The following is a 26,113-nucleotide window of genomic DNA, read 5'->3' as shown; positions in this document are numbered from 1 at the left end:
TCATGTTTGAGACTATTATACTAATGCTTGATGCAACCATTCGTGTTGCAACGCCATTAATTCTTGCCTCATTGGCAGGTATGTTCAGTGAACGTTCTGGTATTGTTAACATCGCCTTAGAAGGTAAACTGCTTGCTTCTGCATTTGCTGGTGCCGCAACGGCTCATGTCACCGGCTCTGCTTGGCTTGGCCTTATGGCTGGTGTGTCTATCTCCATACTATTAGCGCTACTACACGGTTTTGCTTCTATTACACATAGAGGTGACCAAGTTGTTAGTGGTATGGCGATCAATATCCTTGCTGCTGGTTTAACCGTCACCTTAGGTCGTCACTGGTTCCATCAAGGAGGTCAAACACCTGCGCTATCAGGTAATGCCCGCTTTGCACCAATTGACTTACCATTTGCAAATGAGTTAGCGGATACACCCGTTATTGGCTTACTTTATTCAGAGTTACTAAGTGGTCACTCTGCTCTTGAGTATTTAGTTGTACTGATTGTGCCGCTGGCATGGTACGCGCTCTTTAAGACCCGTTTTGGCCTACGCTTACGTGCCGTTGGCGAATCACCTTCTGCGGTAGATACGGCTGGTATATCGGTAGTTAAAATGCGTTATGGTGCCATGGTGGTCTGTGGTCTACTTGTCGGAATAGGTGGCGTTTACTTATCTGTCGCACAAACTGCACAGTTCATTCCTAATATGAGTGCCGGTAAAGGCTATATGGCTTTAGCCGCATTGATCTTTGGTAAATGGCGACCATTCACCGCTATGGGTGCATGTCTATTGTTTGGCTTCTTAGATGCTTTAGCTATTCGCCTGCAAGGTGTATCAATTGGAGATTTCCCAATCCCAGTTCAAGCTATCGAAGCCATCCCGTACGTGTTAACCGTATTCTTGCTAGCCGGCTTTATTGGCAAGGCCATTGCGCCTAAAGCTGTTGGTGTTCCATACACTAAAGAAAGAGAATAACAGGTTATTAAGGGCACTTGCTTCTAGCCATTAAAAAAGGCAAATTCTCTCATTGAGAATTTGCCTTTTTATTATTCTATATTTACCTGATGAAAGCCGATGAAATCGGCTTTCATCTCAGCTTGTTATAAACTTAGTGCTCTCTTGTCGCTCTAAATTCAACTTCAGGAAAGCGCTCTTTGGCTAGGTTTAAGTTCACCATAGTAGGAGCAACATAAGACAAGTTATCGCCACCATCTAACGCTAAGTTTGCTTGGTTCTTACGCTTAAACTCATCCAGTTTCTTCTCATCGTCACACTCAACCCAACGAGCCGTTGCCACATTTACCCCTTCGTAAATAGCTTCAACGTTATACTCTGACTTAAGTCGCGCAACCACCACATCAAACTGAAGAACACCAACCGCGCCCACAATAAGATCATTATTTTGTAGAGGTCTAAATACTTGTACTGCACCCTCTTCAGAAAGTTGCACTAACCCTTTTAATAACTGTTTCTGCTTCAGTGGATCTTTTAAACGAATACGGCGAAACAGTTCAGGCGCAAAGTTAGGAATACCGGCAAACTTAAGATTTTCACCTTGAGTAAAGGTGTCACCTATCTGGATAGTCCCGTGATTATGTAAACCAATAATGTCCCCTGCAAATGCATTTTCAGCACGAGAACGATCACCGGCCATAAAGGTAACAGCATCAGAGATGTTAATCTGCTTTCCTAGACGAACATGGTTCATCTTCATACCTTGCTTATAGGTACCAGACACTATGCGCATGAAAGCGATACGGTCACGGTGTTTCGGATCCATATTGGCCTGAATTTTAAATACAAAGCCTGAGAATTTTTCTTCCGTTGCCGTCACTTCACGTTCATTGGCTTGGCGAGACATAGGTTGAGGAGCCCAACGAGTTAGTCCATCCAGCATATGGTCAACACCGAAGTTACCTAATGCTGTACCAAAGAATACAGGTGTAAGCTCACCAGAAAGAAACAGCTCTTGGTCAAATTCGTGAGAAGCGCCAATCACCAATTCAAGCTCATCCCTCAGTTGCTCAGCAAGCTCTTCGCCAATGGCCTCATCAAGTTGTGGATTATCAAGTCCTTTGATAATTTTCTCTTCTTGAATGGTATGCCCTTGACCTGTAGCGTAAAGAATCGATTCATCGCGGTGAATATGATAAACACCTTTAAACTCTTTTCCGCATCCGATTGGCCAAGAAACTGGAGCACAAGCAATTTTTAATTCGCTCTCAACTTCATCTAACAGCTCCATTGGATCTCGAATATCACGGTCCAACTTGTTCATAAAGGTTACGATGGGCGTGTCACGAAGACGAGTAACTTCCATTAACTTTCTGGTACGATCTTCTACCCCTTTTGCCGCATCAATAACCATCAAGCATGAATCTACTGCGGTTAATGTACGGTAGGTATCTTCCGAAAAGTCTTCGTGTCCCGGAGTATCCAAAAGGTTAACCAAGCACTCATTATATGGGAATTGCATAACAGAGGTAGTCACCGAGATACCACGCTCTTTTTCCATCTCCATCCAGTCTGACTTTGCGTGCTGATTTGAGCCACGCCCTTTTACGGTACCTGCTGACTGAATCGCTTGTCCGAAAAGAAGTACTTTTTCGGTAATGGTTGTTTTACCCGCATCCGGGTGAGAAATAATAGCGAACGTTCTACGCTTGGAAACTTCGCCTATAAATGGACTATTTGACATGTTATTGAATCTTCAGTGATGACCACAGTTAAGCGCCCTTTTTATTGCGCACTTATCGTCTGTTATAGAATTTCGCGGGATTATATCAGGTCTTAACCAGTTTTACAGAATTGCTGTTACTTTGCGCTAATCAAAGGGCTTTTGTTTACTTAAATGGTGATAATTTTGCTACCGGATCTCAGCTCGAGATTGTTAAAGCCTCTCTGCACATTGTTTAGCGTCTATTTGTGTTGCTAAGTAATGCATACAACTTATGATTTAAAATTAAGAGTATGTTGACTTTTTTACTCTCGAACTGAGGGTTTAAAATGAAGTGGAAAGGATGCAGGTGATGTTTCCATCACCTCATTCTGCTCTATTTGAATGCAATACCCTTGCTATCAAAAAGATGACAACGACGAATATCGAAGCCAAAACTGACTTGATCACCTCGTTTATGATTAAAGCTCTCACCACATTGAATAATGACCTGTTGTTCACCGCTGTTCCCATACACATACGATGTTCCACCAAGACACTCAATGACATCAATGTCGATATTAATAGCCATGTCTCCCTGCCCATCTTCAAAAAAGTGCTCTGGACGAACACCGAGTGAGAGCGTATCACCAACGGCTACACCCTTATTTGTTAACGGTAAAGTTAAACTCTGCCCATCCACTAACGTTACCGAAGTGCTTTCAGAAGTCACCTCATTCACCTGCACCGTTAAGAAATTCATCTTTGGTGAACCGATAAAACCGGCAACAAAAATATTATCTGGATAGTTGTATAACTCTAACGGAGAGCCAACTTGCTCAACATGGCCATCTTTAAGTACCACAATCTTATCTGCCATGGTCATCGCTTCAACTTGATCATGGGTGACATAAATCATGGTATTACCCAAATCTTCATGCAGCTTAGATATCTCTATCCTCATTTGAACACGCAGTTCAGCATCTAGGTTAGAGAGTGGTTCATCGAATAGAAACACCTTTGGTTCACGAACAATAGTTCGACCAATAGCCACACGCTGGCGCTGCCCACCTGAAAGTTGTTTAGGTTTTCTATCAAGTAGCTCTTCAAGCTTCAATATTTTGGCCGCTTCACTCACTCTTTGTTCAATGTACTCTTTCGGTGACTTTGCCACTTCCAAGCCAAAGCTCATGTTCTCTTTCACCGTCATATGTGGATACAGCGCATAGGATTGAAACACCATTGCAATACCACGTTCACTCGGTTGCTTGTTGTTTACCACCTGACCATCAATAGAAACTTCCCCCGCCGTCACCTCTTCTAATCCAGCGATCATGCGAAGTAACGTCGACTTACCGCAGCCTGATGGCCCCACAAAAACGACAAACTCACCATTCTTTATTTCAAGATCGACGCCATGAATTGTTTCTATATCACCATAACGTTTAACTACTTTGTTTAACTGTAAATCGGCCATCTTCTATTCCTCAATAATTCTTGTTATTTAACTGCGCCACTTGTCACCCCACCAATAAATTGTTTCTGTAGCATCGCAAACACAGCAACAACAGGCGCAGCAGCTAGGAATGAAGCGGCCATGGCTCCTCCCCAATCAGCGTTATTTTCGTTTATGTATCTAAGTAATAGTCCTGGGCCTATCGTTCTATTCTCTTCCGAAGTAATAAGAGTCATTGAGTAAAGTAAATCATTCCATGACCACATAAAGGCATAAAGCATTACCGTGATAAAAGCAGGGAAAGAGATTGGCATAACAATTTTTATAAATATCCTCATATTACTTGCCCCATCGACTTTTGCCGCTTCAATCAGCTCATTTGGTAACTGCTTAAAGTAGCTATACATCATGTAAGTACTAACAGGTAATGCAAAAACAATATAAGAGATGGTCAAGCCAATTTTGGTATCTAGCAGTCCAACACTTTGTAGCATGGGATAAATGCTAATAAGTAATACACCAAAGGGAAACATCTGCGCAGAGAGAATCAATAACATCAATGGCTTCTTAGCCGGATAATCAAACTTAGCAAAACTATATCCTGCCAAAGCCGCCAAAACAGCATTCAAGGTTGCTGACGCTGTTGAGGTCAGTAGGCTATTTTTAAGTTGTAACAATATATCGCCACCAACAATGGCATCAATAAAATGCCCAAAGTAAAACTTAGCTGGAAACATCGTCGGATCAGCAAGATAAAGTTCCGAGTTTGCTTTAAATGCACTACTCAATGCCCAATAGACAGGAAAAAACAGAAAAAATGCGATAAGGGTCAGTAGAGAGATAAATCCTACCTTCGCCTTTAACGAACGTAATTCAAACATCAATTAGTCCTCTTTAAATAAGCTACGAAGATAGAAAACAACCAACGGCATCAGAGTAAACACCCAAAGCACACCAATCGCTGACGCCATACCTAGATCCCAGTTCTGGAATGCTTGACGGAACACCTCAATGGATAAAACTGAGGTTGCTCTCACTGGCCCACCGCCAGTCAACGCATAAATGATGTCAAACTGTTGCAGGTTCCCTATCATGCCTAGTGCTCCTGTAACAAGAAATACAGGGCGAAGGTGAGGTAAAATTAACTTACGAACGACTAAGAAATTACCGGCTCCATCTATTCGCGCAGCTTCTATCTGTTGGTAATCCATCCCCTGCAAACCGGCTAAAAAGAAAGACATAAATAGCGGAATGGATATCCAAGCTCGAGTCATTACAATCGCTGCCATAGCACCAATGTCATTAGATAAAAACTGAATATTTTCATCAATGATACCGACACTCGCTAACAATACATTTGCCACACCATACTTGCCATTTAGCATCCAAGCCCAAATAAATGCGCTAACTGTACTTGGCAATATCCAAGGTAAAAGCGTCATAGTGCGAAACACTGCCCTACCTCGGAAATCCTGATACATCATCAATGCCCAAGATAAACCCAATACCATAGTAAGTGCCGTTGTTAACACAACGAATATTGCGGTTGTTAACCAAGAGCCCAAGACATAGGGGTCGGTCAAAATATTGGCAAAGTTATCAAAACCAATAAAGATAGGTTCAGTATCAAAAATAGTATATTGATAAAGAGACATAGACATGGCATCTATAAATGGGTAGAAAACCATTACCATAAATGCAGTCAATGCTGGAACCAAAATTACGTAAGCAAATTTACGATCACCATGTTTTAAACTATTTGCCGAATGTTGAGCTTTCGTTTTATGGTGATTAGATGCCATATCCATTCTATGCGCCTCTTACTTCATTGCTCTCTTAATACGACTTGCCATCGAAGCTGCTGCTTCCTTAGCGTCTTTTTGACCAAGAATAACCGACTGCACTTCTTCGCTTACCACGGCAACATAGTTCGCGCTATTCTTCAGTGGTGAAAGTTCGTTTCGTTTAGGTATCCCCATTGATGCATTCCAGTTTACGATATAGCTGTCTTGAGTCACTTCTTGAGCGCTTCGTGCTTCATAAGTTACCGGAATCGCTCCCGCTTTCTGGAAATAATCGATCTGCACTTGCTTGTTCATCGATAATGTTTTGATTAACTTAGCGGCAGCGCTATCAGAGCTGATATTACCCGCCACTTTTGCGGCATCACTATTCAACATAATGAGCAGGTGTCCCCACTCCATAGAGTGTGACTGCATATCCTTTGTTAATGTTGGCGTCTCAATAGGGTAAACATATTGATCATACTCTTCGCCCATTCCTGAAAAGTCTCGAGCAAACCCGCGTGCAACGGTGGCATCAAAATAATAAGCGGCATTTTCCTGCCCAAACATACGACGGGCAGCACCACGGTCAACATCCAGTGAAGCCAATTTCTCATCCACCAGCATTTTCATAAAATTCAGTGTGTTAACAGTGGCGTCCGAATCAATAGTTACATTGCCTTGCTCATCGAATATTGACCCGTTATGTGCCCAAAGCCACAGTTGGAAATCACTAGAGATAAGATTGCCACCTTTCGTCATCATTGCGTAAGGAGTGCTCTCTGGGTAGGCTTCTTTTACTTGCTTTAGGGTAGAAACAAATTCGTCGATCGTTTCAGGCGCTACGGAGATGTTTTTCTCCTGCAGCATTTTCTTGTTTGCAACTAAACTTATTGAACCGATATTCCAAGGCATACCATACTGCTTGCCTTTATACTTTCCTGCCGCTAATACCGATGCAGGTATATGCTCTTCAAGAAACTCCTTACCGAATACATCATTAAAATCTACTAAATTTGGCAATTGCGCGAAGGTAGGCAGCCACTTTGCCGAACTTTGAAATACATCTAATGGTTGCTTGGTTCTTACTCTTAAGTAGACATTTTTTTGCATGTCTCCCCAAGAACTAGACAGTACTTTTACATCTTGATCAGATTCTGCAATAAGCGCATCAACAATAGGTTTATTACTAGGCTCAGCTGTTACCCAGTTTAAAAATGTCACTTCAGATGCAAATGCACCCGATGATGCCGCCAGCAATCCTGCTGATACACATAGTTTTAACTTATTCATAGTTACCTCAATGTAGAGTATAAGTGTTGTTCCTGATTGAGAGAGATCTATATAAATCTAGCTGAAATGTAGGGTATCAAATAAATTCACTCCGTCTCTATATTAGAGACACTAATATCTTTACCTGAACTCATCAATATCGAATTGAGAAAAGTTTGATAGGGCGCACAAGTTCCCTCCAAATCGTTCCTTTCTCTGTGACATCCACAGTTTCTTATAAGGGTATGGTCTTACAAAACTCATTCAGACGCGGGTTTACAAGGGCTTGGTCGCATTATTCCATTGAGGTATTGGTATGTCGATCACAATATCTTAGAAAGACATTGCGATCTTAACCAACTTGAAATAATATTATTTTGTTTCTAATATAGAAACACAGTGGATTAACGTGATGGATAATAGCATTCTAACTGGATAGCATGCTGGCAAGTACTTCTAGTCTCTGTAGCTTATTTTGCGTTTGCTCGGTGGTAATTCCATAGAAGCCCGCAAATGCTAAAGCAGCCTTATCTGCAGACTGAATAGGAACAGCCATTGAAAGCTCTCCGTCAGAATGATTTAAGAAAACATGTTTATCTGTACGCATTTTTTCAATCAATGGACGTATAGATTGCAAGCGATCTTCACCTAAGAGTTGTGTCAGTTTTTCATTGCTGTGCTCAGCCAATAAACAGATACCAATAACCGAATTTGTTGCTGGCTGAATTTTGTAATCAAGAAGTGCTTCATATCTGTCTTGGCCGGGTTTTGAGTGGTAGAGATACACCACTTTATCTTCCCATAAGACACCAAGCGCAACGATATGATCATGTGGTGCGATGTTTTCTAGCACCGTAATTGATTTACGAAATAAGTTCGAGCTCCGCATAGCTTGGGCACCTAAAGCATGAATGCCTGAACCAGGGAGATAGCGTCGCTTATTATCTTGGGTAGTCAGTCCAATTGAAGCCATTGTCATGAGTAGTCGATTGACTTTACTTGGATTCATATCCAGTTGCCTTGCCAACTCTCTGCATCCTAGTGGCTCATCACTTGATGCGAGATATTGTAAACAACGTATCCCATCAATAAGGCTTTGATTTGGCTGTGAAGACATATGTATTCCTGAAAGTTGATTGGCTTTTTACAAAATAAAACTAGAGGCTTAAGAAAGCAACATGGATATTTATTCGTACGACTCACAAAGAGAACTTAACCAGCTCGAACGTTCTTTCGATTTAGTAGTCGCTGGAGGTGGATTAGCTGGTATCTGTGCTGCCATAAGCGCTTCAAGAAATGGTCAATCTGTAGCATTAGTTCAAGATCGTCCTGTACTAGGTGGCAACGCATCAAGCGAAGTTAGGTTATGGGCTCTTGGTGCAACTTCTCATATGGGCAATAACAATCGATTTGCCAGAGAAGGCGGTGTTATGGGCGAAATCTTAGAAGAAAACCTATATCGAAACAAAGAAGGCAACCCAGTTATATTCGATATGATTTTACTCGACCTAGTTAAAAAAGAAAAAAAAATTGATCTTTTCCTCAACACAGCGGTGTTTCAAGTCTCTCATACAGACAGTGACGAGGGGAGAACAATACACTCTATTTCTGCATTTAATGCCATCAATGAAACGCAGTACACACTTAGCGGAGACATGTTCTGCGACTGTACTGGAGATGGTATCTTAGCTTACCTTTCAGGAGCAAGCCATCGAGTTGGTGCAGAAGAGAGCAGCGAGTTTGATGAACGAATGGCACCAGATGACAGCTTCGGCCAGAAACTGGGACACTCAATCTACTTTTATACCAAACATGTAGCAGAACCTGTGACCTTTACAGCTCCCGATTTTGCCTTGAAGGACATCACCGAAATCCCACGCTACAAAAAACTCTCCTCAAACCTAAATGGTTGTGATTTATGGTGGCTTGAATGGGGCGGCAGATTAAACACCGTTCATGATAGTGAAACTATCAAATGGGAATTATGGAAAATCGTATGGGGGGTATGGGATCACATTAAAAACAGTGGCCATTTTCCAGAAGCAAACAATATGACGCTTGAGTGGGTAGGGTTAATTCCCGGAAAGAGAGAAAGTCGTCGCTTTATCGGTGATTATCTATTAACTCAAAAAGATATTATCAATCAGATCGATCATTATGATGCAGTAAGTTTTGGCGGTTGGTCAATCGATCTTCACCCTGCTGATGGTGTGTATAGTAAGCATGATGGCTGCCGACAATTTCACAGTAAAGGCACATACACCATCCCTTACCGGACTATGTACGCTAAAGATATCACTAATTTATTTCTTGGAGGCCGAACACTTTCAACCACACATGTAGCCTTTGGTTCGACAAGAGTAATGTGTACATCAGGACAAAATGGACAAGTAATAGGAGAAGCAGCGGCACTTGCCAACAGGCTAAAACTTCACCCTGCTGATTTAAGTAAACCAGAACATATCAATACGCTTCAACAACAATTGATCAGCAAAGGTTTTTATATACCGAGACTCTCTTCTACTACGCACTTTTCCGGAACCATTACCGCATCTTCAACCTACCAAGTGCAATCTGTTAAAAAGAATGCCGGCTATCGGCAGTTGGCAGAAAGCCAAGCATTGATGCTACCCATAAAATCAGGAGAGCAACTTCCCGATATCACCTTGGCCATCACTGCGGTTAAAACGACAACACTTAAAGCGCGTCTTTTGACTGCGACTAAACCTTTCAATCATACTCCGGAGATAGTTAATACGGGTCACGATATAGCTATTGAAAAAGGGGATAACGAGTATGTATTATCGTTCAATTACATCTCACCAATAGATCAATATCTCTTTATTAAGCTGGAAGAGAACCTCGATCTTGCTATCGCCAGTTCAACAACAGAACTGCCGGCTATTTTGACAGTATATAATACGGTTAACCCAAAAGTCGCAAAACAACCCAAGCAGATTGCCAACGGTGATTGGGGAGTAGATGAATTTGAATTTTGGTTACCAAAACGTAGACCTAACAAATACTTACCAGCATTCAAATTAAATAGACCATTACAAGCATACGCTGCTGAAAATATGCTTAATGGCCAATTACGCCCAAATGATCACTCTCATGCTTGGGCACCAAGTGAAGAAGATCGTAATCCAACCGTAACTCTAACGTTCCCTTCTCCAACCACTCTCGATCATATAACCTTGATGTTCGATAATGATTTTGATCACGCGATGGAAACCGCTCAATGGGGACACCACGAAAATGTATCTCCTAACTGTGTCAAAGATTACGATCTCTATATTGATGGCCAACTGTATAAGCAAGTGAAAGGTAATCACCTCTCTACCAACCTGCATCAGATTGAACTCTTAAATCAAGTTCAGTGTATTGAAATAAAGATACATAGCACTCATGGAGGATTGGCTTGTATCTATGCGCTTCATTGCCACTAGCCTCTTTCTTCTACTCATTCTTCATAAATGACGGCGACTCTCTCCACGTCGCCGTTATTTTACTTATTTTCTCTGTTGCAAATGATCTTTCTGGCTAATTATTACCATATCATTATAATGCCATTATCATTTAATTAGCACTTGAGTATAAGCTGTGTTTGCTATCATCGAAGCCCAACAAAACCATTTATTAAGCAAGAAATTCTGGATTCGCAATCTCATTTCCGGTGTTATTGTTGGTGTGGTCGCGCTCCCTCTTGGAATGGCATTCGCTATTGCTTCTGGGGCTAAACCTGAGCAAGGTATTTATACTTCGATCATTGCCGCTATTTGTGTCTCTCTATTTGGCGGAAGCAGAGTTCAAATTGCGGGTCCTACCGGGGCATTTATTGTCGTTCTATCAGTCATTACCAGTAAATATGGCATCACAGGCTTACAGATAGCCACCATGATGGCTGGGGTCATCTTGCTACTGTTTGGCTTTGCAAAAATGGGCACGGTCATTAAATTTATCCCTGCTCCGGTAATCATTGGCTTTACATCAGGTATTGGCGTCACTATTTGGGTGGGTCAGTGGCAAGATTTTTTTGGTCTACCTTCCGTCTCCGCTGAGTTTTTCCATGAACGACTCATGTTATTATTCAAAGCGTTACCACTGTTCGACTCAGCCACGACCTTGCTAGCGATCACCTCTCTACTATTGGTCATTTACAGCAATCGAATACCGCTAATTAGAAAAGTACCAGGGCCTTTGGTTGCGCTGGTCTTTGCGACTGTCATTCAGTATCTATTTCAGTTCGAAACAATAAAAACCATTGGCAGTGCATTTGGAGGAATACCACAAGGTTTACCAGAGTTTTCTTTTCCCGAGATAGAAGGGAAGCAGATTATTCAGTTAATTGGTCCAGCATTTACTATCGCTATGCTGGGTTCCATTGAATCTCTTCTCTCTGCTGTTGTCGCTGACGGTATGGCTGGTACAAAACATAACTCTAACCAAGAACTCATTGGACAAGGGTTAGCAAACATTATTGCGCCTCTATTTGGCGGGTTTGCTGCAACAGGCGCCATTGCTCGAACAGCAACCAACATCAGAAATGGTGGTAATAGTCCCCTTTCAGGTATCATTCACTCAATCACGTTGATTCTCATCTTGCTGGTCCTTGCTCCATTAGCGGTACATATTCCTTTGGCAACCCTCGCTGCTATCCTATTTGTTGTGGCTTGGAACATGAGCGAGGCCGGCCACTTTATCCGAATGGTTAAACAGGCTCCTCGTGCTGATGTTGTGATCTTGCTAATCACCTTTAGCTTGACGGTTTTTTCCGATCTCGTTGTCGCGGTCAATATTGGCGTAATACTCGCAACTTTGCACTTTTTAAGACGCATGGCGAGTAGCGTTCAAGTTACGCGATCCTCCTCAGTTAGTTTAGATTCATCCCTGACCAAATTAGGAATCAACGCTGTTCCTGAAGATATGATAATTTTTACTCTAGATGGGCCATTTTTCTTTGCCGCGGTAGATAAATTTGATCATGCCCTAGCGGACACACATACCGACCCGAAAACAGTTGTAATCGACTTACACAGAGTTCCTTTTATGGATATCACTGGATTGCAAGCACTTGAAAACAGCATCATCGCGCTGCAAAAACGTCATATTAAAGTTGTGCTAGCAGGAGCAAACAATAGAGTGGCGGGGAAATTAGCTAAAGCAGAGATAATTTGCCTATTGGGTGAAACAAACTACTTTAGCGATGTAAATTCAGCGGTTAGTTGCTTACTTTCGGATTCTTAACCTGTGTTGGCAAACCATAATCAACACCATGTTTATCCAAATAATCACGAATTAACTGTCTAACGACTTGAGAAGGCGTCACGTCTTGAGTGGCACAGAGTTGCTCTAAGGCTTGCTTCTTATTTGGGTCAATTAGTACCGTCAATCTTGCGCTTTTTGTTTCCATAACTCATGGTTCTCTAGTTCAGAAAAAGATGATAATGCTATTATCATTAAATAATATGTCAATTACTAGGGTCTGTTGACCTTTCGCGATGATTCTAAAGCTAAAAAAACAGGTAACTCATAATAATGGCATCTTCTTTACCCTGTTTACATGGGTAATAATTTACTCGTCGATCAACTTCATTAAACCCAAGCGATTCATACAACTGAAATGCTTTGTTATTGCTTTCTCTTACTTCCAGCCATGCACTATCTGCTTTAGCGTTTTGGCAAATGTCGAGAAAATGCTCCATTAAGCAACGTCCAAACCCTTTACCATGTAACAAGGGATCCACCGCCACATTTAGTAGAGTCACTTCCCCCACAATATTTTGCGCATAAAAATAGCCAATCAACTGTTCACCATCCAGCAGCGCATAGTGACAGGCACCACGGCTATTGAGATTATTAATCATGGATTGTGTCCAAGGATGTGAATGGGCGGTCTGTTCAATACGCCAAACCGCATCTAGATGCGACTCGGCTAAAGGGGAGATATTAATGGTCATATTTACAAATTTGTTGCCATAACTGGCGTCTCTGTTGAGTGTTTCCTTGAATGTCAGCTAATAATGGGGAACTAATAAGGTTTACCCCTTCTAGTTCAATGGCTTCCCCTCCGGAAAACCAAATCCAGTCAAGTGACTGTTTGCCTAAATAGGGCATCTGGTTAGGGAATAGATGCAATGACTGATCTAAAGTCAGTCCCATACTTTTTAACACCCGTTCAAACAGCTCTGCTAGTTCACCTTTTGGCTTTACTGCGGATACAAGCAGTAATTTGCACTCTTCTGGTAATACTATTGACTCTGCATGATAGCCTTCAAGTCGTTGAGGATGAATAACATCCCAGCGACTGATTCCCATTTCTTGCAGATATTCCGCCTCACTTGATAACATAACTAAAGCTCTGAAAATTCCGGACAATACTCAATTAAACCTTGTTTGCCTTGGCAAGTACCTTCCGCTAACTCGATCATTTGAAAGTACCCTTGAGGAACATCCCAGCGACAATGCATGTTATAGCTCTCTGCATCAACAAAGCCAAAACGACCATAGAATGCAGGATCGCCTAAAACCGAACAGGCGGGGTAACCTAACTCAAATAGAGAGTCAAAACCTTCTCTAATCAACTTGCCTGCAATGCCTTGTTTCCGATATTCAGCCTTAACAGCCACTGGCGCCATTCCCTGCCAACCAATATCTTCACCATCGATCAATATAGGAGTAAACAGCAGGTGCGCAATGATTTCACCTTCATCACTGCATGCAACAAGCGATAGGGTAAAACGGCTATTCTCACGCAGTGACATAACCAGTTTAGCTTCCGCATCCGTATCAAACGCGGCCTCTAATAGACTATTAATTGGCAGAATGTCTGCTGGCGCTTCAGTTCTGATAAGCATTTGTGGCTCCATCATTGGTTAGTTCTGGGTGAACACCTTTATACACAAAGTCGGCCAACTGATTCAGCAATAGAGTCAACCCTTTCGGAAGGGCATCTAAGTCCACACTATCCATCAAGTTTTTCACTTCCAAACCCAATTCAGTGTCTCCTTCAATGCTTAAGCGTCGTTGAAAAAATAACGTATCAGGGTCTTCTTTTCGACCGGCAATCAATACCAAATCATTTAAGTTACCGCAAAAGCTCACATCATACTGTTCAACGGATTCAGAAACCAAAAGCTTCTCATCTTGGTAGCTAATAAACCAATCAAGTGATAAGTCGCTAATGGATACTTTTAACCATTTGTCTTCAAGAAACTCAAAATCACCGTCTTCTAGTGAATCACGGAAAACCTGCTTAAGTCCTTCCAGCAATGCTTTATTTTGTATGGCATTCGGTAATAATTGGACTGGAGATCTCAAAAATTGTGCAGCATTTTGCACTAAATGGGTTCGAATCTTGTTTAACACACTAAATATCCGTTACCTTGTTTTGTCGTTTCGCCATAATAGTGGATATCGCATCAGAATTCCTGTTATGTATCAAAAAAGAATCGCTATAATACTGATAGCTTTCACATCTGATGTATCAAGGTTATAGTTATCAGGCTATAGTTTATAAAATAAGCAACATATTTAGTATGAAATCGGTAGAATTTTAATGCCAACAACGCAGTTACAACAATGGTTTGCCAAACTGACTGACAGCAGTCCGTTTCTCTTTGCCATTTTAGACAAACAACACAACTACAGTAACGTTAACCAGCGTTATTGTGAAATCGCGGGACTGTCTAAAAACGAGCTAGTTGGCATGAATGACTCTTTAGTGCTCGGTGATAAATTTTATCAATCGCTAAAGCCTTTCTATGATAAAGCCCTTCAGGGTGAAAATGTCGAAGCAGAAATCATTTTAAACGACGATGAACACGAAACCAGCCTGCATTTTAGTGTTTCCCCTATCATCATTGATGATAATGTAGAATCGATAACCTTTCATGCTATCGACACTTCCGAAAAACAGATTATCGCCAAATCTTTAGAAGAGTCTGAAAGTAAGTTTTCTGTTTTATCTGAACTGCTTCCTGATGGCCTCATACTGATTGAAAATGACACGATTATTTCGGCTAATCCGATGGCCGTTCGTTTGCTCGGTTTTAACGAAAATGAAGAGTTGCTTGGAGAACAGATCAGTCGATTATTTATTGATGAAAAAACCAAGACCGTATTTGCTCGCTCTTTATCGTCAATTTTAGAGAAAGAGATCATCACCTGCTTAACCGGTGCTCGTTGTGGCGTTGAACGAAAAGTAACCCTGAGAGCAGACAAAATTACGGTTCTAGGTAACCAGTCACAAATCATCATCATTGAAGATGCAGATAGTGAGGTTGGCGGCGTTCCTGACGATAAACACGACTCTCATTACGACTCTTTAACGAAACTGTATAACCGATTTGGCTTCACTCGACGTTTAGAGCACTTTATCGACAACGAAACCCCTTTGGTCATGTTGTATCTAGACATTGATAATTTCAAAAATATCAATGACTCTCTTGGTCATCATATTGGTGATAAAGTCATCAAAGAAGTCTCAGCACGCTTGCAACGGTTGCTACCGGCAGAAGCGATTCTTGGTCACCTTGGTGGTGATGAGTTTGGACTGATCGTGCCAAATCCAGAGCACAACAAAGCGGCAGAATCCTTATCGGAAAAAATCATCTCTTTAATTAATCAACCGTTTGACCTTCACCACTTTAGCAAGCGGTTAGCCTGTTCTATTGGCGCTGTCAGTTATCCGAGAGATGGTAACGATGCGCGAGTGTTGCTACAAAATGCTGATACTGCCATGTATGAAGCAAAAGATCGTGGTCGTAACCGATTAATTAATTACCATGATCAAATGAACAAAGAAGCTCGCATGCGCTTATGGCTAGAGATTGAGTTACAAAAAGCCTTGCAGCAGAATGGGTTAGAAGTTTGGTACCAACCTAAAGTTAATGCTCGTGATTTCAGCATTAATGGTGCAGAAGCGCTGGTTCGCTGGAAGCACCCGATTGAGGGCTATATTAGTCCAGGTGCGTTTATCCCTGTCGCAGAAAGAGCCGGGCTTATTGAGCACTTAGGCCGCTCGGTAATGCGGGAGGTATTCACCACGGTTAAACGCTGGAAAATTCAAGGTATTTTGCCCGGTAGAGTCGCCATTAATTTATCTCCAGAGCAGTTTGGTAATCCAAAGCTTATTGATTATATGGAAAAACTACTGCGTACCACAGAGCTAGACCCAAGTTGCATCACCTTTGAGTTGACCGAAAGTGCGGTGATGAGTGATAGTGAGCACACACTACAAATGCTAAACGCCATCAAAAAACTAGGTTTTGCTCTCTCCATTGATGACTTTGGTACGGGCTACTCGTCACTCTCTTATTTGGCGAGATTCCCTATTGATGAGCTCAAAATCGACAGAGCCTTTATCAACGATATTGATAAGCTACCAAAGCAGGTGACGGTCATTGAAAATATCATAAACTTAGGGCGCTCTTTGGATCTCTCTGTTGTCGCTGAAGGGGTAGAGACTCGCCAGCAAGCCACCTTATTGTCCAATTTGAACTGCCATTCTATTCAGGGTTTTCATTTTCATCGACCACAACCTAAACATGAAATCGAAGAATTACTGGCACAAAACCGCCGACATAAAAACTAATTGACGATTTTTCCAGCACATATTCAATTTTCCTAAGGCAGAGTCAACCAAACCTGCCTTACATCAACTTTTCCGTTACGAATCCTCAATAAAATGCCAACACTAAACGACTTTAAATAACATGGTTTGAGTTTATGGAGCTTTTATGTCCTGCGGGAAATTTGCCTGCCCTCAAAACAGCAGTAGATTGTGGTGCTGATGCTGTCTATATCGGTTTTAAGGATGATACCAATGCGCGTCATTTTGCCGGATTAAATTTCACAGGAAAAAAACTGGATCGCGCAGTTGAATATATACGCGATCACAACAGAAAACTTCACGTTGCCTTAAATACATTCGCTCATCCAGATGGTTTTGACCGCTGGACAAAAGCGGTTGATAATGCCGCATCAATGGGAGTTGATGCTTTAATTGTTGCCGATATTGCGATTCTTGAGTACGCAGCCAGTAAGTACCCAGATTTAGAACTGCACTTGTCCGTTCAAGCATCTGCAACCAATATTGCCGCCATTGACTACTACTATCAGAATTTCAACGTTAAACGTGTTGTACTGCCAAGAGTGCTTTCCATCCATCAAGTAAAACAGCTGTCGCGAAACATTCCTGACCATGTAGAGTTAGAAGTGTTTGCTTTTGGCAGTCTATGCATTATGGCGGAAGGGCGGTGTTACCTCTCTTCTTACATGACAGGAGAATCACCCAACACGGTTGGAGCCTGTTCTCCGGCAAAATACGTTCGCTGGCAAGAGACAGATGATGGACTTGAGTCGAGACTAAACGACATATTAATTGACCGTTATTCAGCAGGTGAAAATGCGGGCTACCCAACACTGTGTAAAGGCCGTTTTGATCTTCATGTTGATGGAGAAGACAAGCGCATTCATGCACTAGAAGAACCCACGAGTTTAAATACCTTATCTTTGTTGCCTGAACTATTTGCTGCCAATGTCGCTTCCGTGAAAATTGAAGGTAGACAGCGAAGCCCGGCTTACGTAGAGCAGGTCACCAGAACATGGCGAGCCGCCATCGATCACTATTTAGCCAACCCTGATAGCTATCAAGTTAAAGCTCAGTGGGACAACGCACTGGCAAACGTATCAGAAGGGACCCAGACAACACTCGGTGCGTATCACCGTAAATGGCAGTAACGGAATTAAGTATGGAAAATGAAATGAAATACGCACTAGGCCCGCTTCTCTATTTCTGGCCGAAACAGGATGTTGAAGACTTCTATCAGCAAGCACAACACTCCAGTGCCGACATAATTTACTTAGGGGAAGCCGTATGTTCAAAACGCAGATTGATCAAACCTAAACAGTGGTTCGATATCGCCAAAGAGCTTTCCGCTTCGGGAAAACAAGTGGTCCTCTCTACAATGGCACTTCTTGAGGCGCCAAGTGAAGTCAGTGCGATGAAAAAGTACATAGACAATGGCGAGTTTGCCATTGAAGCTAACGACGTATCGGCGATACAGTTGGCTTCTGAGAAGAAAGTCCCTTTCGTTGTTGGCCCTGCGGTGAATGCCTACAATGCACAAACCTTACGCTTATTTGTAAAACAAGGAATGATTCGCTGGTGTATGCCGGTAGAACTTTCTCGCGAATGGTTAACGCAAGTCGCCACAGAATGCGATTCGCTCAATATCAGAGATAAGTTTGAAATTGAAGTGTTCAGTCACGGCTATCTTCCCCTAGCCTACTCCGCTCGCTGTTTCACTGCACGAGCAGAGAACCGACCTAAAGATGAGTGTGAAACTTGCTGTATTAAATACCCAACGGGTTTGCAAGTAGCAAGCCAGGAGGGGCAATCGGTCTTTAATTTGAACGGTATTCAGACGCAATCTGGCTACTGTTACAACTTGATCAATGACCTCGACAGCATGAAAGGATTGGTTGATGTGGTTCGTTTAAGTCCGCTAGGCTTGGATACCTTTAGCAAGGTTGATCAGTTTAAAGCCAATGAAGATGGCAAACAAAAACAAGCGTTAGAGAATCGTCACTGCAACGGTTACTGGCACCAACTTGCTGGATTAGATGTGAGATAGCATAAAAACGCGTAAGTGGGCACCTTGCTCACTTACGCTTATTGTATCGAATATCCCTTTACTCAAATTTAGTTTACTTCTGATACCTTACTGTACCCATTTTCGACACTGCTACTGTTAGTAAACTCCCGTCTAATCATCCAGATAATCACAATGCTTAGGGCAATATTCGAAAGCGGATAAGCAATCCACACGCCCACCAAGCCAAAGAGATACGGCAGGGTGAATAGGAAAGGTATCTGTACCGCCATATTCCCAATAGTCACAAACATCGCTTTCTTGCTCTGACCAACCGCTTGGTAATATGCCCCTGCAACCACAATAAAGCCATCCAAAAACAGGGCAAACATATGCAGTCGAATACCCAGTGTCGCCTGTGTCATCAACTCTGCATCTTCAGAGTTAAACACTGCGATAATTTGCTCTGGATAAATGTTCAATAAAAGAACAAAGGCAATACCTAATAAAACAGAGCTCCACGCAGCTAAATTGAACAGTTTGGCTACCGCCTCGCGATTTTTGCCACCATGATTAAAGCTCACTAATGGCTGCATACCGTTAGCGATCCCTTCTACTGTTAAGTAGTAAATGGTCACTACATAGCCAATAATGGCATAAGCGCCGATCATCACAACATTACCAAATTGAGTAAACATCCAGTTGTGAACCGCTACCATCGCTGAACCGTAAAGGTACATAAAGAAACTTGAGAGACCAATACTGCAAATTTCAGGTAACTCCTTCACTCGAAATGAAAGAGTGGCAAGGGATAATTTCATTGTGGCATAGCGGGAGAAGAAATACCCCACACCCATTAAAGTCACCACGAACTGTGCCATTGCGGTCGCGATAGCGGCCCCCTCTAACTCCCAGCCCATGACGGCAATAAACAGATAATCAAGAGCAATGTTCACGACAGCCCCTATGATCATCAATACGGTGGCAAAGTTTGGACTATTATCATTTCGCAGTAGAAAAGGGATCGCAATTGAGCCAAGTGAAAACAGGCTGCTGACAATTAGTACGTCGATATATTGCTTAGCGAGCTGGAATACTTCCCCTTCAACTCCTTGCGCTAACAATAAACTATCGGCGTACTGCCACAAAAACAGCGAGAGCACAGGAAACAGTAAAAATAGAAAAATAAGACCAGTACTGAGTATACTTTTCGCCTTATCTTTATTGCCTGCACCTTGATTAATCGACACTACCGCTCCTGTGCCAACACCGACCATCATCCCTATACCCAACACAGCACCAATAATTGGCCACGCCACATTTATCGCAGCCAATCCATCCGCCCCTACATATTGGCCAATGAAAATCCCGTCTACGACCTGATACAAACCATTCACCAGCATTGCTGCAACAGTAGGTAACGTATATTTTAGAAACTGTTTAGTGATCGTTTTAGACATAGCTTTACTCTCATTTTGTTAGCAATGCTAACTATATTGATATATTCGCCATGATATGGCGTACAGTGATTTCTACTTAAGCATTTTGTTAAAGATGGCAACAAACTCTGCGACCTCTTCTTTACTCACTTTCGCTTCCAGTTTTCGTGTAATCTCTGTATGTACAACATCTTCCAGCAATAAACCGCGCTGAGCTTTTTCAGTCAAAATAACACGCTTAGCACGAGCATCTTCAGGGCAAGCTATTCGCTTTACCAGCCCTTTCTTTTCAAGTCTTACCACCATATTTGACGCAGATGGTTTTGCCACTAACATCTCTTCCGCTAAGTCAGTAATTCTTATCGGTTCATTGGCATACTGAATCACTTTTAAATAATCAAACTCATTAAAACTTAGCATCGCTAGAGGATCATCAACTTTTGATAATAGACGCCACTCTTTCGACATAAACCGTTCAAGTTTAATTAAACTCTCTTGTAGACTCATTTTGCATCCATTTAGTTAGCAAGGCTAACTATTTTAGCTGAAATAATAAAACACGCAACAAAAAAAACGCTGGATTATATCCAGCGCTTCACTCTACTCTTTCGGCTATTTCTATTATTCAGCCGCTAGCTGCTCTTCCCGAACCTTGGTAAATATACGTCCCAACTCAAGGAAGGAGTATCGATGCTCTACATATTCGTAGACATTGAATGACAATGCCAATTTATATAATGCGATAGAGTCCGCATACAAGCCATCAAACTGGTAACGCTTCGCTAGGTAAAAATAGCTTTCCGTTAGTCTCTGAGCAAGAATCACGTTGTCTCTGGTTCCATCAAGCACCGCTTTAAAGGTTTGCTGCTCAGTAATTTCGTTAAGCATAATTGCCACCAATACCCATCCCCATTCGTCATTTCGGTCATCATAACGAAGCTTGAGATCGGCAAAGGCTTTTTCAGAAGATTTTTCTCTCTCAATGATATAAAGCCAAAGTGCCCTAAATGGGTCACCCGGATCATCATTATAGTGAGAGCGAATCTCTTCTAAGGCAAGGTCGATACGACCACCATAATACAAAGCAATGGCTCTATTACGCTCTGCATACTGATTGTCAGGGTCTAACTCTAATGTCGAATCAAACGCTTCATAGGCGGCATCAAACTCGCCAACTTGGGTAAAGTAAACACCTAACATATTGAAAATATCAGGTTGAGCTGGATTTAAACTTAATGACTGATTAAAGTCCAATCGAGCAAGATCCCTTAACCCTGCGGCATCAAAGTAGCTACCACGCTCATAAAACATTTTCGCTTTCACATCATTAGATAAGTCTTCACGCTGTAAAAGTTGAGTGAGTCGAGCAATCTGTACTTCTTGCTGAATGCTTGCCTGTAATGGAACCGCCATCGGAGGATATACCCACTGACTGCTTGTCGGATTGTTAATAGATGCACAACCTGAAAGAGCAACTAACAAACCAAACACAACGAATTTCAACCATCTCACTGACATATATCTCCTTCGACCCATAAAAAAAGGGCAACATTTCTGTTCCCCTTTATAACACGCTTTGTAACTAATTAGCTACAGATGCAATAGTAATCTTATTCAGCTTCAGGTGCTTGTGGCGCTTCTTCTGCTGGTTTTTCTACTGCTTCTTTCATACTTAGACGTACTCGGCCTTGGCGATCAATTTCTAGTACCTTAACTTGTACTTCTTGACCCATTTCCAAGTGATCAGCCACTTTCTCAATACGTTTATCAGCAATTTGAGAAATGTGAACCAAACCATCTTTACCCGGTAGGATAGTAACGAATGCACCAAAGTCTGCAAGACGTGCTACTTTACCCGTATAAATACGACCAACTTCAACTTCTGCAGTGATCTCTTCAATACGACGAATAGCTTCTTGTGCTGCTGCACCTTCAGTAGCGGCGATTTTGATCGTGCCGTCATCTTCGATTTCAATAGTTGTGCCAGTCTCTTCAGTCAGAGAACGAATAACTGCACCACCTTTACCGATAACGTCTTTAATCTTCTCTGAGCTAATCTTCATAGTATGAATACGAGGAGCAAACTCAGAAATATCTTCGCGAGCACCAGAGATAGCTTCATCCATTACAGATAGGATGTGCTTACGTGCACCTTGCGCTTGGTTAAGAGCAATTTGCATGATCTCTTTAGTGATACCTTCGATCTTGATGTCCATTTGAAGTGCAGTAATACCGTCATTAGTACCCGCTACTTTAAAGTCCATGTCACCTAGGTGATCTTCATCGCCAAGGATGTCAGAAAGAACAACAAAATCGTCGCCTTCTTTAACAAGACCCATAGCGATACCCGCAACAGATGCTTTGATTGGTACACCAGCATCCATAAGAGCAAGAGAAGTACCACATACAGACGCCATTGAAGAAGAACCGTTAGATTCTGTGATTTCCGATACAACACGTACTGTGTATGGGAACTCATCAACAGAAGGCATTACCGCTGCAATACCGCGCTTAGCTAGTTTACCGTGGCCGATTTCACGACGCTTTGGAGAACCAACAAAACCTGTTTCACCTACACAGTATGGAGGGAAGTTGTAGTGCAGTAGGAAGTGATCTTTACGCTCACCTGTTAGCTCATCAATGATTTGAGCATCACGCTGCGTACCTAGAGTAGCAGTCACGATAGCCTGAGTTTCACCACGAGTGAATAGAGATGAACCGTGTGTACGTGGAAGAACACCAGTACGTACGTCTAACGCACGAACCATATCTTTCTCACGACCATCGATACGTGGGTTACCAGCAATGATGCTGCGACGTACAACAGTTTTCTCTAAATCGTGGAAGATAGTGTGGATTTCTTTCTTGTTTGCTTCTGGATCTTCAGCAAGTAGAACGTCGTTTACTTCTGCAGCAATATCATGAATGCGGTCGTAACGAGCCATCTTCTCAGTGATTTGGTAAGCTTCAACAAGCTTAGCTTCTGCTAGTTCAGTAATCTTATTTACTAAAACTGTGTTCTCTGCTGGCGCTTCCCAATCCCATGCTGGAGTATTAACTTCAGCTTTGAATTCGTTGATGGCATTGATAACAACTTGTTGTTGTTCATGACCAAATACTACCGCAGATAGCATCTCTTCTTCTGTTAGGTTGTCTGCTTGAGACTCAACCATAAGAACAGCACCTTCAGTACCTGAAACAACAAGATCAAGCTTAGATGTTTCAAGTTCAGTGTTGCTTGGGTTAAGAACAAGCTGACCATCGATGTGACCTACACGTGCAGCACCGATAGGACCGTTAAACGGAATACCTGAGATTGCAAGAGCAGCTGAAGTACCGATCATTGTTACCATATCTGGTTGAACATCTGGGTTTACAGACATTACTGTGGCAATAACTTGTACTTCGTTTTTGAACGAATCAGGGAAAAGCGGGCGAATTGGGCGGTCGATTAGACGAGCCGTTAGTGTTTCACCTTCAGAAGGACGACCTTCACGCTTGAAGAAACCACCTGGGATTTTACCTGCTGCATAAGTGCGCTCTTGGTAGTTAACGGTAAGAGGGAAGAAGTCTTGACCTTCTACCGCTTCTTTTTTACCTACAACCGATACGAATACTGCGGTATCGTCCATAGTAACCATAACTGCTGCAGTAGCTTGACGTGCAATTACGCCTGTTTCGATAGTAACGGTGTGGTTACCGTACTTAAATGTTTTAACGACTGGATTCGCGAACATTATATTTCCTTATTTCAAAGCTATTTATTAGCTTCGATTATGAGTTAATAACTCAAAGCAATACTCATCGCGACTAGTACAAATCGACTCTATTCAAGCTAAAGTGAATATTGCTAAATAGATTTGTAATAGTCGCGACCAAGTGGCCGACATCTGTGACAGTATTACTAAGAATTTCTGATAGCGTCATTTCAACCTACTTAGGTCAAAATTGACGTTGCATAGTATAAACTACTTAAACGGTATACCCAAGTAACTTAAAGGGGTTAGCTTAAGCCAACTTAATACCAATCTAGATAAGTAATCATCCAAATTATTAAGCAATAAATAATAAAAAAAGGGAGCTAAAAAGCTCCCTTCTTCAACAAACTTATCTTAGCGACGTAGGCCTAGACGTTTGATTAGGTCTTGGTAACGCTCTAGGTTTTTACCTTTAAGGTAATCTAGAAGCTTACGACGACGAGAAACCATACGTAAAAGACCGCGACGGCTGTGGTGATCTTGTTTATGGTTTGCAAAGTGACCTTGTAGGTGGTTAATAGAAGCTGTAAGTAGAGCTACTTGAACTTCTGGTGAACCTGTGTCGCCTTCGCCTTGTGCATATTCTGCTACAATAGCTGATTTTGTTTCTGCATTCAGAGACATAAATCTCTCCTAATAAGAGTTAGTTTAACACTGTGCCGCCAATCTCTGATTCAGCCGACACGAGGAGCGCGCATTCTAAGGGGTTCACCGATAAAATGCAAGCAGGATTTACTCCTGCTCTTGATCTCGAAAAACAACTAAGCGCTTAGGAGCCACTCTACCATCGTCATCAATTTCACCGATGCCGATAAAGGTCTTCTCTTCACCGCTAGTCATTCTAACAACACCATCTAAAGGCGCACCAAACACCTGAACGGGCTGTCCATGCTGGATCATATCCGTCAGTTCAGCTATGAGGTTAACTTCAGGCAGATCTTGTACCGCAGAATCCATTGGCATAAGTAATGGGTCCAGCAGCTCTCTTGGAGCAATATCTTCTTCTCGTGCTTTTTCTAGCAAAGCTTCTAGTTGCTCTAATGTCACCATTTTTTCATAGGGATAATTAGACACACCAGTACGACGTAGATAAATTACATGAGCACCACAGCCCAGCATTTCACCAAGGTCATCAACGATAGTTCGGATATAGGTCCCTTTAGAACAATGGACATCCATTTCAACTTCACTGCCTTCGAAACGGACCAGCTCAATACTGTGAACGGTAATTTTACGAGACTCACGAGGAACCTCTATACCTTCCCTTGCATACTCATACAGGGGCTTACCCTGATATTTGAGAGCAGAGTACATAGAAGGAATTTGATCCGTTTCACCGCGGAATTTAGCGATACAGCGTTCGAGTTGGCCTCGATCCACTTTTACTTCACGAGTTTCCACCACTTCACCATCCGAATCAGAAGTGTTGGTACGCTCACCCAGCTTAGCGATAACCCGATAACGTTTATCGGAATCAAGTAGAAACTGAGAGAACTTTGTCGCTTCACCAAAGCAGAGAGGAAGCATACCGGTAGCAAGAGGATCAAGCGCGCCGGTATGGCCCGCTTTCTCTGCAAAGTAGATACGCTTTACTTTTTGCAGTGCATCATTAGATGTTATGCCCGTAGGCTTATCTAGAAGAATAACCCCATCAACAGGGCGACCTTTACGACGACCTCTGCGACCCATTACTCTTCGTCCTCTCGACCAGAATCTTTCGCTCTACGCTTATCATCACTGATCACTTCACTTACAAGGTTAGACATACGCATACCTTCAACAAGTGTATTATCGTAAGTAAAGCGAACCTCTGGTGTTAAACGCAGACGAATACGCTTACCCAAAATCATTCGAATATGGGTTTCATGCTCTTTTAACGCTTCAAGGCTTTTCTCTGGAGTCTGCTCACCAACACACAGGAAGGTAACAAATACTTTTGCGTAAGCAAGATCTCGAGAAACTTCCACATCTGAAATGGTAACCATACCAATGCGAGAGTCTCTTACTTCACGTTGCAAAATCAACGCGAGTTCTTTTTGTAGCTGTTGCGACACACGTTGTGTGCGACTAAATTCTTTTGACATTTCTTTTCTCATTATAGAAAGAATGGGGGGCGCTATGCCCCCCATGGTGTATTTAACAACCTATTACCGATACA

24 protein-coding genes are annotated in these 26,113 nt (G+C 42.2%); 6 read left to right on the top strand and 18 right to left on the bottom strand.

Translation table 11 applies throughout. The features are described 5' to 3' along the window. Positions 1–2 precede the first annotated feature (2 nt). Positions 3–968: an ABC transporter permease gene (locus tag F0227_RS01255; protein WP_171751342.1), complete on the top strand. Its 966-nt coding sequence runs from the start codon at positions 3–5 to the stop codon at positions 966–968. A gap of 133 nt (positions 969–1,101) precedes the next feature. Here the strand turns inward: F0227_RS01255 and prfC are convergent, their stop codons facing one another. From prfC to F0227_RS01225, 6 genes are all read right to left on the bottom strand, one after another. Continuing rightward, positions 1,102–2,691, bottom strand: coding sequence for a peptide chain release factor 3 (prfC, locus tag F0227_RS01250; protein WP_171751341.1), 1,590 nt, complete (start codon positions 2,689–2,691; stop codon positions 1,102–1,104). Between the two features lie 355 nt (positions 2,692–3,046). Continuing rightward, complete coding sequence (gene ugpC, locus F0227_RS01245; protein ID WP_171751340.1) at positions 3,047–4,126, bottom strand: sn-glycerol-3-phosphate ABC transporter ATP-binding protein UgpC; 1,080 nt, start codon at positions 4,124–4,126, stop codon at positions 3,047–3,049. A 23-nt stretch (positions 4,127–4,149) separates the two neighbouring features. After that, positions 4,150–4,986, bottom strand: coding sequence for a carbohydrate ABC transporter permease (locus F0227_RS01240; protein ID WP_171751339.1), 837 nt, complete (start codon positions 4,984–4,986; stop codon positions 4,150–4,152). A 3-nt stretch (positions 4,987–4,989) separates the two neighbouring features. Then, complete coding sequence (locus F0227_RS01235) at positions 4,990–5,913, bottom strand: sugar ABC transporter permease (protein ID WP_171751338.1); 924 nt, start codon at positions 5,911–5,913, stop codon at positions 4,990–4,992. 12 nt (positions 5,914–5,925) lie between these two features. After that, positions 5,926–7,182, bottom strand: coding sequence for an extracellular solute-binding protein (locus F0227_RS01230; protein WP_171751337.1), 1,257 nt, complete (start codon positions 7,180–7,182; stop codon positions 5,926–5,928). Between the two features lie 406 nt (positions 7,183–7,588). Continuing rightward, positions 7,589–8,278, bottom strand: coding sequence for a helix-turn-helix domain-containing protein (locus F0227_RS01225; protein WP_171751336.1), 690 nt, complete (start codon positions 8,276–8,278; stop codon positions 7,589–7,591). Positions 8,279–8,339: 61 nt separating this feature from the next. On the opposite strand from F0227_RS01225, the gene F0227_RS01220 reads away from it, so the two are divergent. Both F0227_RS01220 and F0227_RS01215 read left to right on the top strand, forming a co-directional pair. Further along, positions 8,340–10,610: an FAD-dependent oxidoreductase gene (locus F0227_RS01220; RefSeq protein WP_171751335.1), complete on the top strand. Its 2,271-nt coding sequence runs from the start codon at positions 8,340–8,342 to the stop codon at positions 10,608–10,610. Positions 10,611–10,764: 154 nt separating this feature from the next. Next, the gene (locus F0227_RS01215) at positions 10,765–12,408 is read left to right on the top strand and encodes a SulP family inorganic anion transporter (RefSeq protein ID WP_171751334.1); all 1,644 of its coding nucleotides are present in this window, start codon (positions 10,765–10,767) and stop codon (positions 12,406–12,408) included. Here the strand turns inward: F0227_RS01215 and F0227_RS01210 are convergent. From F0227_RS01210 to F0227_RS01190, 5 genes are all read right to left on the bottom strand, one after another. After that, positions 12,383–12,574, bottom strand: coding sequence for a ribbon-helix-helix protein, CopG family (locus F0227_RS01210; protein WP_171751333.1), 192 nt, complete (start codon positions 12,572–12,574; stop codon positions 12,383–12,385). The genes F0227_RS01215 and F0227_RS01210 overlap by 26 nt on opposite strands. 100 nt (positions 12,575–12,674) lie before the next feature. Then, a complete protein-coding gene (gene rimI / locus F0227_RS01205) occupies positions 12,675–13,121 on the bottom strand; it encodes a ribosomal protein S18-alanine N-acetyltransferase (protein ID WP_171751332.1) in 447 nt (148 codons plus the stop codon). Further along, entirely contained in the window at positions 13,111–13,512 is a 402-nt protein-coding gene (locus F0227_RS01200; protein ID WP_171751331.1) for a DNA polymerase III subunit psi, read from the bottom strand. The genes rimI and F0227_RS01200 overlap by 11 nt, the downstream gene beginning before the upstream one ends. A 2-nt stretch (positions 13,513–13,514) precedes the next feature. Then, the gene (locus F0227_RS01195; RefSeq protein ID WP_171751330.1) at positions 13,515–14,018 is read right to left on the bottom strand and encodes an N-acetyltransferase; all 504 of its coding nucleotides are present in this window, start codon (positions 14,016–14,018) and stop codon (positions 13,515–13,517) included. Then, complete coding sequence (locus tag F0227_RS01190) at positions 14,002–14,529, bottom strand: SCP2 sterol-binding domain-containing protein (RefSeq protein WP_171751329.1); 528 nt, start codon at positions 14,527–14,529, stop codon at positions 14,002–14,004. The genes F0227_RS01195 and F0227_RS01190 overlap by 17 nt, the downstream gene beginning before the upstream one ends. Before the next feature lie 190 nt (positions 14,530–14,719). Here F0227_RS01190 and F0227_RS01185 point away from each other — a divergent pair, with 190 nt between their 5' ends. The 3 genes from F0227_RS01185 to F0227_RS01175 all read left to right on the top strand — a co-directional run bounded on the left by F0227_RS01185 (position 14,720) and on the right by F0227_RS01175 (position 18,800). After that, complete coding sequence (locus tag F0227_RS01185) at positions 14,720–16,756, top strand: bifunctional diguanylate cyclase/phosphodiesterase (protein ID WP_171751328.1); 2,037 nt, start codon at positions 14,720–14,722, stop codon at positions 16,754–16,756. Positions 16,757–16,890: 134 nt separating this feature from the next. Then, a complete protein-coding gene (locus F0227_RS01180) occupies positions 16,891–17,904 on the top strand; it encodes a peptidase U32 family protein (RefSeq protein WP_171751327.1) in 1,014 nt (337 codons plus the stop codon). 23 nt (positions 17,905–17,927) lie between these two features. Continuing rightward, entirely contained in the window at positions 17,928–18,800 is an 873-nt protein-coding gene (locus F0227_RS01175; RefSeq protein WP_171751326.1) for a U32 family peptidase, read from the top strand. Between the two features lie 68 nt (positions 18,801–18,868). Here F0227_RS01175 and F0227_RS01170 read toward each other — a convergent pair whose 3' ends face one another. The 7 genes from F0227_RS01170 to rbfA form a co-directional block, all read right to left on the bottom strand. Further along, complete coding sequence (locus F0227_RS01170) at positions 18,869–20,218, bottom strand: MATE family efflux transporter (protein WP_171751325.1); 1,350 nt, start codon at positions 20,216–20,218, stop codon at positions 18,869–18,871. 72 nt (positions 20,219–20,290) lie between these two features. Then, positions 20,291–20,704 carry a MarR family transcriptional regulator gene (locus tag F0227_RS01165; protein WP_171751324.1) on the bottom strand — a complete coding sequence of 138 codons (414 nt, stop codon included), beginning with the start codon at positions 20,702–20,704 and terminating at the stop codon, positions 20,291–20,293. Between the two features lie 114 nt (positions 20,705–20,818). Continuing rightward, complete coding sequence (nlpI, locus tag F0227_RS01160) at positions 20,819–21,715, bottom strand: lipoprotein NlpI (RefSeq protein ID WP_171751323.1); 897 nt, start codon at positions 21,713–21,715, stop codon at positions 20,819–20,821. Positions 21,716–21,807: 92 nt separating this feature from the next. Beyond that, the gene (gene pnp, locus F0227_RS01155) at positions 21,808–23,934 is read right to left on the bottom strand and encodes a polyribonucleotide nucleotidyltransferase (RefSeq protein ID WP_171751322.1); all 2,127 of its coding nucleotides are present in this window, start codon (positions 23,932–23,934) and stop codon (positions 21,808–21,810) included. A gap of 375 nt (positions 23,935–24,309) precedes the next feature. Next, complete coding sequence (rpsO, locus tag F0227_RS01150; RefSeq protein ID WP_171751321.1) at positions 24,310–24,579, bottom strand: 30S ribosomal protein S15; 270 nt, start codon at positions 24,577–24,579, stop codon at positions 24,310–24,312. A gap of 108 nt (positions 24,580–24,687) precedes the next feature. Further along, positions 24,688–25,644 carry a tRNA pseudouridine(55) synthase TruB gene (gene truB / locus F0227_RS01145; protein WP_171751320.1) on the bottom strand — a complete coding sequence of 319 codons (957 nt, stop codon included), beginning with the start codon at positions 25,642–25,644 and terminating at the stop codon, positions 24,688–24,690. After that, a complete protein-coding gene (rbfA, locus tag F0227_RS01140) occupies positions 25,644–26,039 on the bottom strand; it encodes a 30S ribosome-binding factor RbfA (protein WP_171751319.1) in 396 nt (131 codons plus the stop codon). Before rbfA ends, truB begins: the two co-directional genes overlap by 1 nt. Positions 26,040–26,113: the final 74 nt, after the last annotated feature.

The sequence above is a fragment of the Vibrio sp. 99-8-1 genome, assembly GCF_013114595.1.
Taxonomy (GTDB): Bacteria; Pseudomonadota; Gammaproteobacteria; order Enterobacterales; family Vibrionaceae; genus Vibrio.
Note: the sequence above shows the minus strand (reverse complement) of the source record. Positions and strands in the feature narration are given on the sequence as shown.